We start from the raw sequence: 16091 nt of genomic DNA, 5'->3' as shown, positions 1-16091 counted from the left end.
AGAGTGAATCACGCCTCCATCGCCGTCGCAAGCACGCGTTTTTCAACAGTCTCGATCGGCTGTGACATGGCGAACAATCGTCTCGCCGCTTCGGTCGAGCCTAACGGGGCTGGCGTGCGTGGTCGCTTCTTCGTTGCCGGCGCGGGTTCGGGACGCGGCAGGCTGAGGAAGGTGCGGGCTTCCGCGACGACATCGGCGAAGTCGATGAGACCGCAGCTTTCCCGGATCACGTCGAGCAGATCGCCATGCTCGCCGGTGGCGGCGTCGGTCCATTTGCCTGCCGGTCTCTTCGCCGTCGCCTTGAGTCGAACGAACATCGAGCGGCCGGGCGCGTTGCGGGCATCGCCGACCTGCCAGTAATTGCCCTGGCGATGGCCGGCGCCGAGATATTGGCGGCATACCGCCTCGGCCTCCCGGCCGAGACGGTTCGCCAGATCGGAAGCGTCGAGACGGGTCATCACGCCGCCTCGCGTTCGCCGATGCGCTGGACCGGATAGCGGTCCAGCACTCGCTCCAGCACCACGGGGCCGGCGGCATCTGTCGGCACGAACATCCTGAGCTTCCAGGATATGATCTCGTGGAACAGGCCGTAGGCGTTGAGCCGCTCGCGCATCGTGTCGGTGAAGCCCGACAGCTCGATGCGCTCGGCGCCCATGATGCGGACGCGGCGAAGTTGAAGCCCCTCGGCGAGGTCGAGGATGGTGCGGCCATCCATTAGCGCCACGAAAGCGTCGGCGGGCGTGAGCGTAGCTGCGCCGGTCGTGGCGGCGTTGGCCGCCCAGGCCGGCGAGACCTTGCGGCCGACGATCCGCTCGCCCTCGTCGGTCTGGAGCCGATAGACACGGGTGGACTCGTTGGGCAGCCGCTTCCAGATCGGCAGCAACAGACCGGCGACGACATGGATCGTGCTGTCGGAGAACTCCGGCACGTCCGCGACCTCGGCAGCCCAGGCCGTGGCGAAGGCGTCGCCATCCGCGTCGGTCCAATGGGTCTCACCCATCATCTTTACCGGAACGGTGTGCGATTCCATCGGCCGGATCAGCCGGACGCGGCGTTCGATCTCACCATCGTCGAGCATGATCGAGGTGGCGGGGATCTGGACGGCAGAGCGGCCCGAGCGTTCGTTGATCAGCAGCCTGGCGCCGGGTTCGCCGAGATAGGCGAGCGCGTCGTCCTGCGTGACCGGGCGGTTGCGCGTGCGCTGCGCGATGGTGAGCAGCCGGGTCTCCGCGCCCGTGCCCGGATGGGTGTAGATCGTCTGGCGGCCGGTGACGGTGAAGCCTTCCGCTGTCAGCGTCTCCAGTCCGACATCGTAGATGCCGGCGGCGATGGCGCCCTCGATCTTGGCGGTGAGAAGCTGCTCGAAGGCGGTAAACAGCACGCCCTGAAGCTCGATGGTCAGCGCCAGCAGCCGGTTGAGGAAGGTGGTGATCGGGGGCAGCTCGTCCTTGATGCCGTTCGCGTCCATCAGCTTCAGGCCGGTGGCGGACTCGAAGCGGTCGAGCGAGCAGCCTTCGACCTTGCCGCGCACCAGCAGGAGATAGAGCTGGCGCAGCGCATCGCGGGCGTAGGGGCTTTCCAGATTGTCCTCGGGGCGGAACAGGCCCTGGCCGCCGGTTTGGCGCTGGCCGCGGGTGATAGCGCCCAGCGTGTCCAGGCGGCGGGCGATGGTGGAGAGGAAGCGTTTCTCCGCCTTGACGTCCGTGGCGATGGGCCGGAACAGCGGCGGCTGCGCCTGGTTGGTCCGGTGCGTGCGGCCGAGGCCCTGGATGGCGGCGTCCGCTTTCCAGCCGGGTTCGAGCAGATAGTGGACGCGCAGCCGCGTGTTCCGCGCCGAAAGCTCGGCGTGATAGCTACGGCCGGTGCCGCCGGCGTCCGAGAAGATCAGGATGCGCTTGCTGTCATCCATGAACGCCTGGGTTTCGGCGAGATTAGCGGCGGCGGCCCGGTTCTCGACGACGAGACGGTCGCCGCCCGAAGGCGTGCTCTTGCGGACGATTCGCCGCGAACGGCCCGTCACCTCGGCCACCAGCTCCGTCCCGAAATGCTGGACGATCTGATCGAGCGCGCCGGGCACAGGCGGCAAGGAGGCAAGCTGCGCGATCAGCTCGTCGCGGCGCGCGACGGCCTCGCGGCTTTCGACGGGCTGGCCATCGTGCGTGACCGGCCGCGACGACAGATTGCCCTCGCTGTCGGTGAACGGCTCGTAGAGCTGCACCGGGAAGGAATGGGCGAGGTAGTCGAGGACGTATTCTTTGCAGTCGCAGTTTATGTCGAGCGTGGCGGCGGGAGGCGCAGGTTTCCTTCGGTTTTCCATGATTTCACTCCAGATAATTGCCTGACAAGGTTGAATGCTGGGGCCGTTAGGATTGTCGGCACCGCTGGAATGGTGCAGGTTGTAGAAAATCCCCGAGGCAGTCGTTCGTCGCTTTCAATCGAGGTCCCGATGCAAGGCTGTCCGCCATGGAGATCTGCCATGCCGAACAAACTGCCCAAGCGCCCCATTATCGTTTTTCTCGCAGGGATTTTTCTGGGCTTGCCCGGCGTCGCAGGCGCAGTGACATTGACGTCATTAAAAGGCATGGATCTCGAAGGAAGCTATGGCTCGTATGCGCCGCGTGGCGATTGCTCTCGAGGGGCGAGCCTTGAGATCAACGAAACCGGCTTTACTTTCAAAGCGTCTGGTCAGACTGTAAAAAGCACCCGGTTTGAGTACGCGGCTTCGTTTCTTGGCCCGACCTATGAAGGCGTTAGCGCGGTCTTTTTTCCTTTTCCTGTCAATGCCAACGATTTCGGACGCGTGATCTTGACGGTCAATGACGACGAAAAGCGAGGCGTAGTCCGCCTTGAAGCAGACGTCGCGCCTGGACAGCGCCTGGATCCGTTCAAGTCAGCGCTCGTGTCGCAATCCCCACTGCTCTTGTGCAAGGGGTCTGGGCCGGCATCTGCTGCTTCAAAAGCACCTCTGCAAGCAAGGCCAGTCTTGGGAAAACCGACGCCGCTAGCCTGGACCAATCTTGCGAGTTCCATAGGAAAATTCCAAAGTGATTCCGATCCCAACGGAATAGATCTTTTGACAAGTGGTCCGATAGCTGACGCGATACGTTCGCGTTTGGGCCGCAAAATAGACCTGCTGGCCAGCAATCTTTCGGCGATATCCGGTCTCCAACGACAAGGATCTCTCTATTGGGTTACGGGAAATGCGCCGCATCAAGGCGGTGTAGAGCAAGCCTATGTTTTGCTTGATGCAAATCGCCGTGCTGTTCAAATTGGCCTTTGGGAAAAGGGAAAGTTGACGGTCTATGCGCCTCAAGGAGGCCGCTTGCCCGTGCCCCAGGACATTGCTCGCCTGCTTATGGACAGCCCACCTGAGGACGCAGTGCCGCTGCCTGGGACTGCTTGGGAGGTCGTGCCGGTCCAAGGTCGCGCCCCAATGGCCTATGTCGATGTAGCTGCTTCGCCAAACATCAAGTCGTTTAGCCTGTTTTGTGAAGGCAACCGCCCCATGATGGCCATGCTCCTTAACAAGCCCGCGACGGTGCCGCGCGTTACGGTTACATGGAATTTTGCTGGTCGATTAATTGACATTCCGACCGGCCGCGCGAACGCTCAGAGCACGTTTTGGCAGGCCAACCTCACTGGTTCCCAACTCATTCCGATGCTTCTCCGTCAAAACGGTTCGGTTATGCTACGCATCAACGGCCGCCTCGAAGGCGAAGCTTTGTTGGCGGGAGCGCCACTGGCGCTTCGAACTGCGATGCGGACCTGTGTCAAATTTTGACATGACCTCCTGCACGTATTTCCTGAAGCATTGATAGTAGATCGTCGCTTTGCGGCTTGAAGCGCCCGGGCCTGATGGCGGGTGCGCCGTGAGCCGCGAGGATTTGCAGCTTCTCCTCGGGATCGGCGCGCAAATAGGTCTCGGTGCTCTGGATGCTGGCGTGGCCGAGCCACAATGCAACCTTGCGAATGTCCCCGGTCGCCGCGAGCGTGTGCATCGCACAGGAATGCCGCAGCCCGTGCGGCGTAACCCGCTTGCCAAGGATCGACGGCTGCTTCGTTGCCGCGGTCTTGACGTGCTCGGCCAAACGGAACGCAAATCCGTCGCGGGTCATGGGCTGCCCGTTGGCATTGAGGAATATCTCGGCAGCTTGCGCGTCGGGCCGTATCGCAAGCCACGCGCGCAATACGAACTGGGTCTCTTTCCAGAGCGGCAGGACCCGTTCACGCCGACCCTTGCCCATGATGTGCACGGTGGACAGGGAGCGGTCCGGGAAATCGCGCAGCTGCAGCGTTACGAGTTCCGACACTCTCAGCCCGCCGGCATAGGCCAGATGCAGCATCGCGCGATCGCGGGTGCCAAGGCGTGTCCGGGGATCCGGGGCATCGAGCAAAGCCTTGATCTCGGCCCGGTCGAGGTAGTCGATCAGCGCCTTGTCGGTCTTCTTGGTCGGGATCGATCTGACGCGGAGGGCCAGATCCAGGCAGGCCGGAATCCGATACTCGATGTACCGGAAGAAGGACCGGATCGCGGCGAGCCTGCCATTGCGGGTCCGCACACAGCTGCCGCGCCCGGTCTCGACATGGTCCAGGAAAGCCATGATCATGTCGGGGCCGAGATCCTCGATCTCAAGATCGGTCGGCCGACGCTTCAGCCGATCGGCAGCGAACTGAACGAGGAGGACGAAGCAGTTGGCATAAGTCTTCACTGTGTGCGGGCTGACAGCACGTTCGCGTGGCAGATGCTCACGCAGGTATGCCGAGAGATGCGGAGCGAGCGCCGTCATGCCGCCTCTCCCCGGTAAAGCTGCTCGCTCGCAGCCGCAATGTCGCGCAGCAGCACCGGAGTGGCCTCGAGATACCAGTACGTGTTGGCGACCGACGCGTGCCCCAGATAGACACTGAGACCGGCCATGTGGTGAGCGATGGCCTCCCTGTCAGGTGGGCAGGACTCAAGGGAACGGACAGCGAAGGTGTGCCGCAGATCGTGGAGTCGCATGCCCGCCGTACCGGTTGGTCCACGATATCCGAGCTGCCGGGCCAATCTGACGAACACGACGTGGGCGCGCACCTTGTGCGGTGCCCGTCCCCGGATAGTGACGAACAGGTCGTTGCCCCTGGCCGCGTGCTTCTCGCGGAGGGCGAGATAGGCTTCGAGTGCTTGGCGCGTCGATGGCTGCAAGGCAATCAGCCGCTGCTTGCCAAACTTGCCGTTGCGGACGATCAGGCCATCCTCGACCAGATCTTTGCATTGTAATGCGAGGGCCTCGGAAATCCGGAGACCTGTCGCCGCCAGCAGCCCGAACAGGTAATGGTACGTGTGTGGGCTGATCGTGCCTTGGGGTGGAACGTCCAATGCAGCAGTCATGATCGCCCGCACCTGGTCCGGCTCAATGATGGTCGGCGTCGGGCGTGGCCGCTTGCCCCGACCGAAGACGCCGGCAGGCGGAACTTCGTGGCCTGAATCTTCGGCGTGAGCGAAAAGGCTGAAGTTACGTGCGGTGTCGAACCTCCGGCGGGCCACATATTGTGAGCTCGACGTATGGCACCAGTCGTAGATGCGCTGGACCTGAGTGTGCCGATCGCCGAAACCCCCGGCGTAGGCGGCGTACAGGCGCAGCATGCGTTCCTGTTCAGAGAACTTCAGCCCGAGGCTGCGATGCAGCGCCACGTATCTGGAAATGTGGATGTTCAGCATGACTGTTCTCCCGGCCAGGGCTGCGCGATCTTCATGAGCATCGGCAGATCGACCTTGGCGTAGATGGCAGTGGTCTCGGGCGAGCTGTGACGCAGGATGGTCCCGACGGACTCCAGGCCTGCGCCCGCGCGCAGCAGGTTGGTGGCAAGCGAATGCCGGAATATGTGCGACCCGGTCGGCACTCCTTCGATCCCACCGCGGTCGCGCGTACGAGCGACGATGCCCGCTATCTCAGCGGACGAGCGGAATGGCCGAAACGGTGCTTGTGCACGCAGGAACAGATGCTCTTCGGCGGCCTTCGGGCGGGCTGCCGCAAGATATGCCAGGATCGCGTCGCCAACATCCTGCGGCAATGGCAGGCGGTCCGGTCGACGCGTCTTGCCCTTGACCGTCAGGTGGCCGGATCGCCAGTCGATGTCGTCGAGACGCATGTTCTGAATATCGGCAGCCCGCAGGCCGAGCCTGGCGAGCAGGAGAATGATGGCCTTGTCCCGGACTTCCACCGGACGATCTGTCGGACAGGCCGCAATGATCCTCTCGATCGTTGCCGGGTCGACGTGGCGCGGCAGCGTCGAAAGGCGGTAGCGCTGTACTGATGGAACTGCATGCAACAATGCCGGCCGGCACTCGCCACGCACGACCAGAAACCGGATGTAGCTCCTCATTATCGTGACGAGCAGCGATGCCGACCCCGGCGTCTCCTTGCTTCGTCGTTGGAATGCGCTCCTGAGTCCGGCGGCATCCCATTGCGAAGGCTCGCCCAGCATTGGCATGAGCCGTCTGATATCGGTCCGGTAGCGCCGGATCGTCTCGTCCGTGGCGCCGCGGTGTTGCTTGAGCCATGCCAAGTAAGCCGACATGTGCGGGTCATCGTCCGCCACCGGTTCAACCAATGGGATGGCGCCCCGGCCTCGCAGGAACTCGACGAAGTGCCGTGCGCATCGCCGCCGCCGCTTGGTGCCCGTTGCGACCAACTTGCCCCGCTTGCGCCAGACCGGGCATCGGCAATCATGCGCTGCATAGTGGTCGATGATCGTGTCATCGATATCGATCCATTGGCGCCGCGCCATGCGAAGCCAGGCCACGAAATGCTCGGCCTCGGACCGATAGGCCTGTGCCGGTCCCTCGGCAAGTTGCAGGCGATCGATCGCATCGGAATAGTCGGCGAGGTGCCGTGGCAGATCGTCGATCCCGTCGTCGACTTCGACGTAGCCTTGATCTTCCAGGAACCGGACGAAGCGCCTGACCCTTGCTGCTTGGTCAGCCTTGTAGTGCGCTTGCTGCGCCGAATACCGGTGGCACCGGCACCCATGCTTTTCGAACCGCCGGACAGCCCGATCGTCAATCGTGCGGATGGCGATCCTATGCAGGCCCAGCCAATGCAGGAAATGGCGGACCGCCGCGCCATACAGAACCGCACAGCCTGACTTCTCGTCGAGCGACTGAGAGGAGAGGAATGTGGTGAGAAGGGTGCCGTGACTGGGCGGGTCTTCGACCCGGAGCGGGGCCGCTCGAAACGGCAATGATGATCTTGATCGCATGTTGGTTCCTTCGACTTGTTGAGGTCGAGGGAACCGTAATTATCTGGAGTGAAATCATGGAAAACCGAAGGAAACCTGCGCCTCCCGCCACCACGCTCGACATAAACTGCGACTGCAAAGAATATGTTTAATGTTGAGCTCAACATTAGACATATTCCCTCGGCGTGATGTCGACGCGAACGTCGTTCCATTCCTCGGTCGGCAGCTCGGCCAGCCGGCGCTCCATCAACGCCTCGCCCGTGGAGACGATCTGAATGACGGCGGCGTGGTCGGCTTCCAGGTCGCTGGTGATCGACCGGATCAGGGTCGGCGTCTTCATGCTGGTGAGCAGATGGCCGAAGAAACGCTGCTTGGCGCTCTCGAAGGCCGAGCGGGCGGCGGACTTGGCCTGCCGGTTAAGCGTGCCGGACGCGCCGGTGATATTGGCCGCCTCCATCGCCGCGTCGAGGTGGTTATGGATGATGGCGAAGGCCCCGGCATAGGCATCGTAGATGCGGGTCTGCTCGAGGGTCAGCGCGTGCTCGACCAGTTCGTATTCCACGCCGTCGAAGGAGAGCGAGCGGGCGGTGTAGAGGCCGAGCGCGCGCAGGTCGCGGGCCAGCACCTCCATCGCCGCGACGCCGCCGGCCTCGATCGCCTCGACGAACTCGGCGCGAGTGCTGAACGGAAAATCCTCGCCGCCCCACAGGCCGAGCCGCTGGGCGTAGGCGAGGTTGTGGACCGTCGTGGCGCCGGTCGCCGAGACATAGACGACGCGGGCGTTCGGCAGCGCGTGCTGGAGCCGCAGACCCGCGCGGCCCTGCTGCGAGGCGGCGACGTCGCCGCGTTCTCCCTTGCCGCCACCGGCGTTCTGCATTGCGTGCGCCTCGTCGAAAATGAGGACTCCGTCGAAGTCGGAGCCCAACCATTCGACGATCTGCCGGACGCGCGAAACCTTCTCGCCACGGTCGTCGGAGCGTAGCGTGGCATAGGTCGTAAACAGGACGCCTTCTGGCAGCGTGATCGGCCGCCCCTGCGGGAAGCGCGACAGCGGCGTGACCAGCAGGCGCTCCATGCCGAGCGCCGACCAGTCGCGCTGCGCGTCCTCGATCAACTTGTCGGACTTCGAGATCCAGACCGCCTTGCGGCGGCCCTGGAGCCAGTTGTCGAGTATGATCGCGGCGGACTGACGCCCTTTGCCGACGCCGGTGCCGTCACCGATCATGAAGCCGCGCCGGAAGCGCGCGGCGTTCGTCGCATCCTCGCGCGCGGCGGTGACGACATCGAAGGTGGCGTCCACCGTCCACGATCCGGCAAGATGATCGGAGTGAGCCTCGCCGGCATAAATGACGGTCTCGAGCTGCGCGTCGGAGAGCAGCTCGTGGATATTGACCGGGAGGTGCGGACGATAGCTCGGTCTGGGCGGGGCGACCGAAGCCATCGCCGCCGATTGCACCAGCCTGGTGGGGTGCGCCTGAGAACCGGCAATACGGATCGCCTGCAATCCGTATTCTTCATAGATGCCGTCCGACAAGCGGCCGCCTTCGCCCGCTAGGCCGTCCTGGGTCTCGTATGAGAGTGGCAGGCCCTCCGGCTCGGCCATCGGCACGGCAGCGGGGACGGCCTTGGCGGTGCGGTTGATATAGCCGCGCACGCTGCGAGGGACGGAAGCCGCGACGGTCGGGACCGTGAGGGAGGGGGCGACGGCGAGCCGTGTCGGCAGATGATCGTCGAGCCAGCCCAGCAGCGTGGCGGCGTTCGAGGCAACGCCGGGTGCGGCCGGGAACACGGCCGGATCGTCGGCGGGCCGCTTGTCGATGACGGTCAGCCGCGTCGGAAACGTCGTGCCGTGTTTGGCATAGACCGCGCCGTCGATGGCGGCGGAGAAGACGATGCGCCCGCGCTCCTGCAGGCGAATGAAGGCGTCCCGCCAGGCCAGATTGTCGGGCGCGAAGTTGGCGCCGGTGATCGTCACCAGTCTTCCGCCGGGAGCCAGACGCGCCAGCGCTGAGGCGACATGGCGATATGTGGTGTCGGCTATGCGGCCTTCGACATTGGCCATTGCGGAGAACGGCGGGTTCATCAGCACGACGCTGGGCGTGACGGCGGGATCGAGATGATCATCGATCTGGGCCGCGTCGAAGCGGGTGACGGGAATGGCCGGGAAGAGAAGCGACAGCAGGCCGGCGCGGGTGTCGGCCAGCTCGTTGAGGACGAGCGCGCCGCCAGCGATCTCGGCGAAGATGGCGAACAGGCCGGTGCCGGCCGAAGGCTCCAGCACCCGGTCGGCCGGAGTGATTGCCGCGGCGTGGGCGGCGACGAGGCCGAGCGGGATCGGCGTCGAGAATTGCTGGAAGGTCTGGCTCTCCGTCGACCGACGTGTATGCGTCGGCAGAAGGTTGGCGATTTTCGACAGCGCGGACAGCCGCGCAGCCGGAGACCCGGCTTTGCGGAAAAGCGCACGTCCGTATTTGCGGAGGAACAGGACGGTCGCCGCCTCGCAGGCGTCATAGGCCGTCTTCCAGTCCCAGGCGCCGGTGGCGTCCGATGCGCCGAAGGCGGTCTCCATCGCCACACGCAGGGCGGCGGCGTCGACGCGCTCGCCGCGTTCGAGATGGGGCAGCAGCAGACCGGCGGCCGTGAAGATGGCGCCGGCGGGTTCGGGATTGGAGCCGAGCGGAAGCGGCGCGGCGGCGGACGCCGCCACGGATGCGGAAATCAGGGTCATGATGTGAGCCTTAAGGAGAGCGGAAACGGACGAGCCGCGCGGCGCTCTCTCTCGACCGCACCGGCTCAAACCCGTTCCGGCCGCCCTCTCACTCTCGGGACGCCGGCATGGAAAAAGCGCCCGACCGTTAGGTGGGGCGCTTTTCCGGGGATCAGTTCCAGTGTCCGTCCGCAATCTCGCAGGCGACGAGCGCGCGGGCCTTGCGGATCAGGTCATTGCCGCAGGTGTCGACATGGCCGAAGAACCTGGCGCGCGCGCCGTTCTCGGCCCAATCGGCATAGGCGCAATATTCGCGAGCCTCGGATCGGAAGGCTCGCATGTCGTTGGCCCAGTGCGGCTTGGGCTCGATGACCACGGTGATGCCGTCCCTGGTTTCCGGCCAGGGCAGAGACCGTTCGTGCGGCGGATGCTGGCGATCCGCCGCGAAGATGGCGTCGATGTCGGTCATGGCGCCTCTCCCGGCTCGGGGCGCACGAAGCCTTCGGGATCGCCGGGATCGGGCGGTAGATAGGCGTCATAGGGATTGCCGTCGGCGAGATGGCCGAAGGGCGTGAAGACGTAATCGCCATCGTCCCGCCCCACGACGCAGATGACGTAGCGCGGGCTGCCCGTCACCGCGTCGAGGCATTCCATGAGGGCGAGATTGCCGTCGCCCGCCGCGCGCAGCAGGGTCTGGAAATTGGTCCGGGCGTAGGAGGGGATGCTCATAGCGGGCCTCCCTCGCCGGAGATGGTCTGATCGAGCCAGCCATCGGTGTAGATCCAGTCCACGGTCTCGCCGGTGGTGAGGTCGAGGACATGCGCGCCCCCGCCGAATCCATCGAGCCGGGGCTTCGAGCAGGTGTTGGCGTATTGGAAGCCCCATCTGCCTTTGAGGCCGAACTCGGCGGCGCAGTGCTTCACGAAGTGGATGAGACGCTCGGGATCGCCGGTCACGTCGTCACGCATCCAGAGCTGGCTGCCGCCATGCTCCGGCTGGATCGAGAGGAGGAAACCTTCGGAGGGCGGTTCCTCCGATGCGCCGTCCTCGGACAGGCGGTTGTAGAGATCGAGCGCGCGGGCGGCGTTCTCGGGCGTGCCGACGTCGAGCAGGCACGAGAAATGGGTGAAATAGTCGGCCATGTTAGGCTCCTGAAACGAGCAAGCCCGGCGCGATGGCCGGGCTGCGGTTGATCTGAGAATGTGCGGGACGGCCGGAGCCATCCCGCGTTGAAGCAGCTATTCGGCCGCGATCGTCAGGGTGTCTTCGTCCTCGATCTCATCGGTTTCGTCGTCGCCATCCCCGCTGAGGAAGTCCGGCAAGGCGGCATCGTCTCCGGCGTCTGCCTCCGTGCCAGGTTCGATGGTCTGCCCATCGTCGAGGTCGACCAGGCGCAGCGGCTCCGGCAGCCAGCCGGTGTCGGCCAGCAGGCGCTCGGCCTCCTTGGCCATGTCGCCCTTCTTCAGATGGTCGATGAGCTGGGCAGCCCGCTCGCCCGCACCTTCGCGCACGGCTTCGAGGATGCGGGGCTTGGTGACGCGGCCGAGATAGTTGCCGACCGTCGGCCTCCAGCCCGCCGCCACCATGTCGAGGCCGGTGGCTCGTGCCAGCCGGTCAGCCTGCGAGAGGCGCACGTCCAGCCCATGCTGGCTGACGCCCGATCCGCTGTAGGGATTGGGCCGCTCGAACAGGGCGTTCACACCGTAGCTGACGCAATGGGCGAGCAGATCGAGGCGCGTGCCGGGGTCGAGCAGGGAGAGCCAGTCCCACAGAGCCTGGTCGTCGTCGGGAACGTGATTGCCCCAGCGCTCCTGTCGCTCGGCGACCTCGCGTGCGGGCGGGCTGTCCTTCAACTCCTCGGACTGTGCCGAGAAGAAGATATGATTGACGCGGGCCTCAAGGCAGCCGGCAGGTGCGGTGCGCCGGAAGGTGTCGCTGACCAGCTTGTGCAGCAGCATGGTCAAGGCGACGTCGGGATGTTCCGCAACCGCGTTGCGCAGCGCCAAGGTGCGATGCGCGGTCAGCTCGATAACGAGGCGCTCGGGTAACGGCTTGATGCCGTCCTCCTCATCGTCCTCCGGATCCGCGGGCTGGCCGCCGATGGTGATGACTGCGCGTTGAACGGCAGGCGTGGCCTGCTGGCCCGCTTCACCGTCAACCTCGTGCGCATCGCTGCCATCGGTCTCGACGGGACGTTCATCCTCGGGACGGACATAGCCGCGATCCACCGACAGCGAGCCGTCGGCATCGAGGCTGATGAAAACGCCGGCCAAGGCGATGTCGGCCGGATCGTAGATCGTCGGGCGCTGCTCGATGGCGTCGAGCGCCTGTTCAATCTCGCCGAGACGTGCGTCGATCTCGTCCGGCAACTCGTCGGCTTCGGCGTATTCGGCTTCGAGTCGGTCGTATTCGTCGCGCAGCGCTTCGCGGGTGGCGCTCTCCTCCTCGGTCAGGTCGACCGTTACGCCAACAAGCGCCCGAAGTCCGTGCTGGTGGCCGTAGGGAAAGCTCAAGGCGGCCTCGACCCATTTCCAGCCTTCGCTTGCGATCTCGTCGGCGGTGGTCTTCAGCTTCTCGGCCACCAGGCGGTCGAGCAGGGCCGGATCTTGCAGCCAGCCACCATCGTCCGACTGGAACAGGTCGCGCAGCACGACGCCGCTGGCCGCCTCGTAAGCCTCGACGCCGATGAAGACGGCCCTTTTGTCGGAGGCGCGTACCGAGGTCTCGGTCAGCATCCGACGGATCTGATAGGGCTCCTTCTGCCAGCTATCCTTGACTGCCTCCCAGACCTGTTCCTGACGGGCATGGTCGGAGCTGACGGTGAAGGCCATGAGCTGTTCGAGCGTCATGCCATCCTCGGCATAGATATCGAGCAAAGTCGGCGAGACGGAGGCGAGGCGAAGGCGCTGCTTCACGACATTGACACCGACGAAGAAGGCGGCGGCGATGGCTTCCTCGGTCATGCCCTTGTCGCGCAGCCCCAAGAAGGCGCGGAACTGGTCGAGTGGATGCAGCGGTGCGCGCTCCATGTTCTCGACCAGCGACACCTCGTCGACCAGGATGTCGCTGTTGGCGTCGCCGACGACGCAGGGCACCGGCGCGGTCTTGGCCAGGCGCTTCTGCTTCGCGAGCAGTTCGAGCGCCCGATAGCGACGGCCGCCGGCGGGTACCTCGAACATGCCGGTCTCGGCGCCATCGGCGTCGAGGACCGGACGGACATGGAGGCTCTGGATGAGGCCGCGCCGGGCGATGGACTCGGCCAGCTCCTCGACCGAGACGCCGGCCTTGACGCGCCGGACATTGGACTGGCTCAGCACCAGCTTGTTGAAGGGGATGTCGCGCGCCGACGATAGGATGATTTTCTGAATGGCAGTCGCCATGTTCGTTACTCCGCGACGGGCGGCCGGGAGCCTCTCTCTCGACCTCCAACCCGTCACGAAGCGAAGCGCCGCCCTCTCACTCTCGGAGTGCAGCGCCAGGCGGGCGGCAAGGCGCAAAGCCGGAAGCCCGCTTCTCCGCCTTTCCGGTTTTCAGGCTCGTTACGCCGCCCGCCGTTCGTGGTCGGCCGCATCGACGTCGGCGCCCGGCAGGAACCCGAGCAGCCAGTCGGCCGCCTTGCTGGCCTGGGAAGCTGCGCGCACGATGGCGCGATTGTCCTCGCGCAGCACCTCGAGCCAGGAGCCGATATAGTCGGCATGGCGGACGGTAGGGGTGATGCCGAGCGAGGCGCAGCAGAAGGCCGCGTTGATCTCGGCGACCAGCTCCTCGAAGGCGTATTTCTTCGAGCCGAACGAACCCGAGAAATCGCGGTTCAGGCGCGAGGGGTGGCCTGTGGCATGTCCCAGCTCGTGCAAGGCCGTCCTGTGCCAGTTGATCGGCTCGAAATATGCCTGGGGCGGCGGCACCTGCACATAGTCGAGCGCAGGGACATAGAAAGCGCGGTCCCCGCCGATGCGGAAGTCGATGCCGGTGGCCCGGATCAGGGCCTCGACCTGCGGCTCGATGAGGCCGGGCGGAGGCGGTGGAGACACAATGGCGACATCCTCCGGTAGGCCGTCACATTGCGCCGCGTTGAACACCGTGAAGCGCTTGAGGAACGGGATCGCGGCCGCTTCCTCGCCGGCCTCGCGGGCGCGGCGCTTCTCGTCCTCCGGCGTGAAACGGTCGGCATAGACGACGGTGGTGCCGCGTTCGCCCCGGCGGACATTGCCGCCGAGTGACAGGGCCTGGCGGAAGGTGAGCCAGCTCTGGCCGGGAAAGCCGTGCTGGATCACGGCACCCCATAGGATCAGCACATTGATCCCCGAATAATGCCGCCCGGTCGCGGCGTTCCTCGGCATAGCGAGGGGCGCCTTGACCGAGGCCGATCCCCAGGGCTGGACCCAGGGGAAGCGGCCTGCCTCAAGCTCGGCTATGATCTTGCAGGTGATGTCGTCGTAAAGGCTCGCCCGATCCGAGGCGAGGTGTGCGCTGGCGTCTTTCCTGAACATCGCGGTTCTCCGCGACGGGCGCCGGAGACCCTTCTCCAGTCCTCAACCCGTCACGGAAAATCCGGTCTGCACTCTCACTCTAATGGGGGCGTTGCGGGGCTCTCCCCGCAGAAGGGGTGGGCCGAGACCCTGGCTCGGCCGCAGGGGAAGGCCTTCCGCCCCTTATCCGGTCCTGTCCCTTCAGAAGGGTTGCTTGAAAACTGTCAGAAAATTGCGTATTTTTCTAACACGAAAAGACCATGACCCGGCTGACCGAACAGATTTTGTCGCATGCGGCGGGCTTGCCCGAAGGCGCTCCTGTGTCCGCCAAGAGCCTGCTGCACCTTGGAAACCGGGCGGCCGTGGATCAGGCGTTGTCGCGCCTGACGGAGCGCGGGCAACTCATCCGCGCCGGTCGTGGCGTCTATCTGCGCCCCATCACCGGCCGGTTCGGCACACGCACGCCTTCGGTCGAGCAGGCTGTAGAGGCCCTTGCCATTCAAAAGGGGGAGGTCATCGTCTCGAACGGCGCCGCCGCGGCGAACGCCCTTGGCTTGACGACGCAGGTGCCCGTCCGCTCGGTCTATCTGACCTCCGGGCGCAGTCGAAAGATGCACCTTGGCAAGCAGGTCGTGGAATTGCGGCACGCGCCGCGCTGGCAACTGGCCTTGGCCAACCGGCCGGCAGGGGAGGCCGTGCGGGCGCTGGCCTGGCTCGGCCCGGAAAAGGCAGAGGCCGCGCTCAAGACATTGAAGCGGAGTATGCCGCCTGGTGCGTTCGGCGAACTGGTCGCCGCCGCGCCGCAGCTTCCGACATGGCTCGCGCAAAGCGTTGGCAGGGTCGCGTATGAACCGAGAGAAATGACGAAATGATGCCTAGAAAGATCGAAATTCGCACGGGAGGGTGCAATGGCTGAAACTCAAATAGAATGGACGGACGCCACATGGAATCCTGTTGCCGGCTGCTCGATCATCTCTGCCGGCTGCACCCATTGCTATGCCATGGAGATGGCTAAGCGCCTTGAGGCCATGCACATCCAGAAATATGCCGGCCTGACCCGCAAGAGCGGGCAGAGAACGGTCTGGAACGGTGTTGTGCGTGAGGATCGGGATGCGCTTGCGATTCCCTATGCTTGGCGCAAGTCGCGCAAGATTTTCGTCAATTCGATGAGCGACCTGTTCCACGAGCAGGTCACGGACGCCTTCATTCTCGATGTCTGGAAGGTAATGCGTGAGACGCCACGCCATAATTATCAGATTCTGACGAAGCGGCCCGAGCGCATGGCGGAACTGGTCGCCACCAAGATCGGAGAGGTGCTGCCGAACGTCTGGCTCGGCACGAGTATCGAAGACGGGGACGTGGTGGGCAGGATCGATGCCGTCCGTGCTGCGCCGGCCGCGATCCGTTTCATATCGTTTGAGCCCTTGATCGGGTCTGTGGGGACCGTCGATCTGCGCGGCATCCATTGGGCTATCGTGGGCGGGGAAAGCGGGAAGTCAGCCCGTCCCATCCGGGAGGAATGGATCGACGAGATTTATGTCCAGTGCCTGTCGGCTGGTACGGCCTTTTTCTTCAAGCAGTGGGGGACCTGGGGCAAAGACAACAAGAAGCGATCGAAAAAGGCGAACGGCCGCGAATATCGCGGTCAGACCTGGGATGAAATGCCCACGGCGGCGCAAGCGTTTGCGTGATCGTCA

13 protein-coding genes and 1 pseudogene are annotated in these 16091 nt (G+C 64.7%); 3 read left to right on the top strand and 11 right to left on the bottom strand.

Annotation, left to right across the window (positions count from 1 at the left end):
• Positions 1-8 precede the first annotated feature (8 nt).
• Together AX672_RS08000 and AX672_RS07995 are read right to left on the bottom strand one after the other, a co-directional pair.
• Positions 9-458 (bottom strand): hypothetical protein, encoded by a 450-nt coding sequence (locus AX672_RS08000; RefSeq protein WP_443026230.1) that lies wholly within the window; start codon positions 456-458, stop codon positions 9-11.
• Positions 458-2320 (bottom strand): annotated as a pseudogene (locus AX672_RS07995) (strawberry notch C-terminal domain-containing protein); the annotation flags it as partial. The pseudogene AX672_RS07995 and the gene AX672_RS08000, both read right to left, overlap by 1 nt.
• 156 nt (positions 2321-2476) lie before the next feature.
• On the opposite strand from AX672_RS07995, the gene AX672_RS18225 reads away from it, so the two are divergent.
• Positions 2477-3781 (top strand): hypothetical protein, encoded by a 1305-nt coding sequence (locus tag AX672_RS18225; protein WP_082737013.1) that lies wholly within the window; start codon positions 2477-2479, stop codon positions 3779-3781.
• Here AX672_RS18225 and AX672_RS07990 read toward each other — a convergent pair.
• From AX672_RS07990 to AX672_RS07950, 9 genes are all read right to left on the bottom strand, one after another.
• Positions 3771-4787 (bottom strand): tyrosine-type recombinase/integrase, encoded by a 1017-nt coding sequence (locus AX672_RS07990; protein ID WP_066650627.1) that lies wholly within the window; start codon positions 4785-4787, stop codon positions 3771-3773. The genes AX672_RS18225 and AX672_RS07990 overlap by 11 nt on opposite strands.
• Positions 4784-5698 carry a tyrosine-type recombinase/integrase gene (locus tag AX672_RS07985; RefSeq protein ID WP_019053427.1) on the bottom strand — a complete coding sequence of 305 codons (915 nt, stop codon included), beginning with the start codon at positions 5696-5698 and terminating at the stop codon, positions 4784-4786. The genes AX672_RS07990 and AX672_RS07985 overlap by 4 nt, the downstream gene beginning before the upstream one ends.
• Positions 5692-7239: a tyrosine-type recombinase/integrase gene (locus tag AX672_RS07980; RefSeq protein WP_026149763.1), complete on the bottom strand. Its 1548-nt coding sequence runs from the start codon at positions 7237-7239 to the stop codon at positions 5692-5694. Before AX672_RS07980 ends, AX672_RS07985 begins: the two co-directional genes overlap by 7 nt.
• Before the next feature lie 145 nt (positions 7240-7384).
• Positions 7385-9946: a strawberry notch family protein gene (locus AX672_RS07975; RefSeq protein WP_231731213.1), complete on the bottom strand. Its 2562-nt coding sequence runs from the start codon at positions 9944-9946 to the stop codon at positions 7385-7387.
• A gap of 151 nt (positions 9947-10097) precedes the next feature.
• Positions 10098-10394, bottom strand: a complete 297-nt coding sequence (locus AX672_RS07970; RefSeq protein ID WP_054362410.1) for a hypothetical protein — start codon at positions 10392-10394, stop codon at positions 10098-10100.
• Complete coding sequence (locus AX672_RS07965; RefSeq protein WP_054362409.1) at positions 10391-10654, bottom strand: DUF6117 family protein; 264 nt, start codon at positions 10652-10654, stop codon at positions 10391-10393. Before AX672_RS07965 ends, AX672_RS07970 begins: the two co-directional genes overlap by 4 nt.
• Positions 10651-11067: a hypothetical protein gene (locus tag AX672_RS07960; RefSeq protein WP_066650626.1), complete on the bottom strand. Its 417-nt coding sequence runs from the start codon at positions 11065-11067 to the stop codon at positions 10651-10653. The genes AX672_RS07965 and AX672_RS07960 overlap by 4 nt, the downstream gene beginning before the upstream one ends.
• Before the next feature lie 96 nt (positions 11068-11163).
• Entirely contained in the window at positions 11164-13305 is a 2142-nt protein-coding gene (locus AX672_RS07955; RefSeq protein ID WP_054362407.1) for a ParB/RepB/Spo0J family partition protein, read from the bottom strand.
• Between the two features lie 159 nt (positions 13306-13464).
• Positions 13465-14415: an ArdC family protein gene (locus tag AX672_RS07950; RefSeq protein ID WP_066650625.1), complete on the bottom strand. Its 951-nt coding sequence runs from the start codon at positions 14413-14415 to the stop codon at positions 13465-13467.
• A 239-nt stretch (positions 14416-14654) separates the two neighbouring features.
• Between AX672_RS07950 and AX672_RS07945 the strand changes: the two genes are divergently transcribed.
• Both AX672_RS07945 and AX672_RS07940 read left to right on the top strand, forming a co-directional pair.
• Complete coding sequence (locus tag AX672_RS07945) at positions 14655-15266, top strand: DUF6088 family protein (protein ID WP_054362405.1); 612 nt, start codon at positions 14655-14657, stop codon at positions 15264-15266.
• Between the two features lie 36 nt (positions 15267-15302).
• Positions 15303-16085: a DUF5131 family protein gene (locus AX672_RS07940; RefSeq protein WP_054362404.1), complete on the top strand. Its 783-nt coding sequence runs from the start codon at positions 15303-15305 to the stop codon at positions 16083-16085.
• Positions 16086-16091: the final 6 nt, after the last annotated feature.

The sequence above is a fragment of the Sphingomonas sp. CCH10-B3 genome, assembly GCF_001556185.1.
Lineage (GTDB): Bacteria > Pseudomonadota > Alphaproteobacteria > Sphingomonadales > Sphingomonadaceae > Sphingomonas > Sphingomonas aquatica.
This window is presented reverse-complemented; position numbering and strand designations above follow the sequence as displayed.

Bases quoted from the DNA above. Each gene is read 5' to 3' on its own strand.
- AX672_RS07985 (WP_019053427.1), bottom strand. From the start codon at position 5,698: ATGCTGAACATCCACATTTCCAGATACGTGGCGCTGCATCGCAGCCTC.
- AX672_RS07940 (WP_054362404.1), top strand. From the start codon at position 15,303: ATGGCTGAAACTCAAATAGAATGGACGGACGCCACATGGAATCCTGTT.
- AX672_RS07980 (WP_026149763.1), bottom strand. From the start codon at position 7,239: ATGCGATCAAGATCATCATTGCCGTTTCGAGCGGCCCCGCTCCGGGTC.
- AX672_RS07950 (WP_066650625.1), bottom strand. From the start codon at position 14,415: ATGTTCAGGAAAGACGCCAGCGCACACCTCGCCTCGGATCGGGCGAGC.
- AX672_RS18225 (WP_082737013.1), top strand. From the start codon at position 2,477: ATGCCGAACAAACTGCCCAAGCGCCCCATTATCGTTTTTCTCGCAGGG.
- AX672_RS07945 (WP_054362405.1), top strand. From the start codon at position 14,655: ATGACCCGGCTGACCGAACAGATTTTGTCGCATGCGGCGGGCTTGCCC.
- AX672_RS08000 (WP_443026230.1), bottom strand. From the start codon at position 458: ATGACCCGTCTCGACGCTTCCGATCTGGCGAACCGTCTCGGCCGGGAG.
- AX672_RS07975 (WP_231731213.1), bottom strand. From the start codon at position 9,946: ATGACCCTGATTTCCGCATCCGTGGCGGCGTCCGCCGCCGCGCCGCTT.
- AX672_RS07990 (WP_066650627.1), bottom strand. From the start codon at position 4,787: ATGACGGCGCTCGCTCCGCATCTCTCGGCATACCTGCGTGAGCATCTG.
- AX672_RS07955 (WP_054362407.1), bottom strand. From the start codon at position 13,305: ATGGCGACTGCCATTCAGAAAATCATCCTATCGTCGGCGCGCGACATC.
- AX672_RS07965 (WP_054362409.1), bottom strand. From the start codon at position 10,654: ATGAGCATCCCCTCCTACGCCCGGACCAATTTCCAGACCCTGCTGCGC.
- AX672_RS07970 (WP_054362410.1), bottom strand. From the start codon at position 10,394: ATGACCGACATCGACGCCATCTTCGCGGCGGATCGCCAGCATCCGCCG.
- AX672_RS07960 (WP_066650626.1), bottom strand. From the start codon at position 11,067: ATGGCCGACTATTTCACCCATTTCTCGTGCCTGCTCGACGTCGGCACG.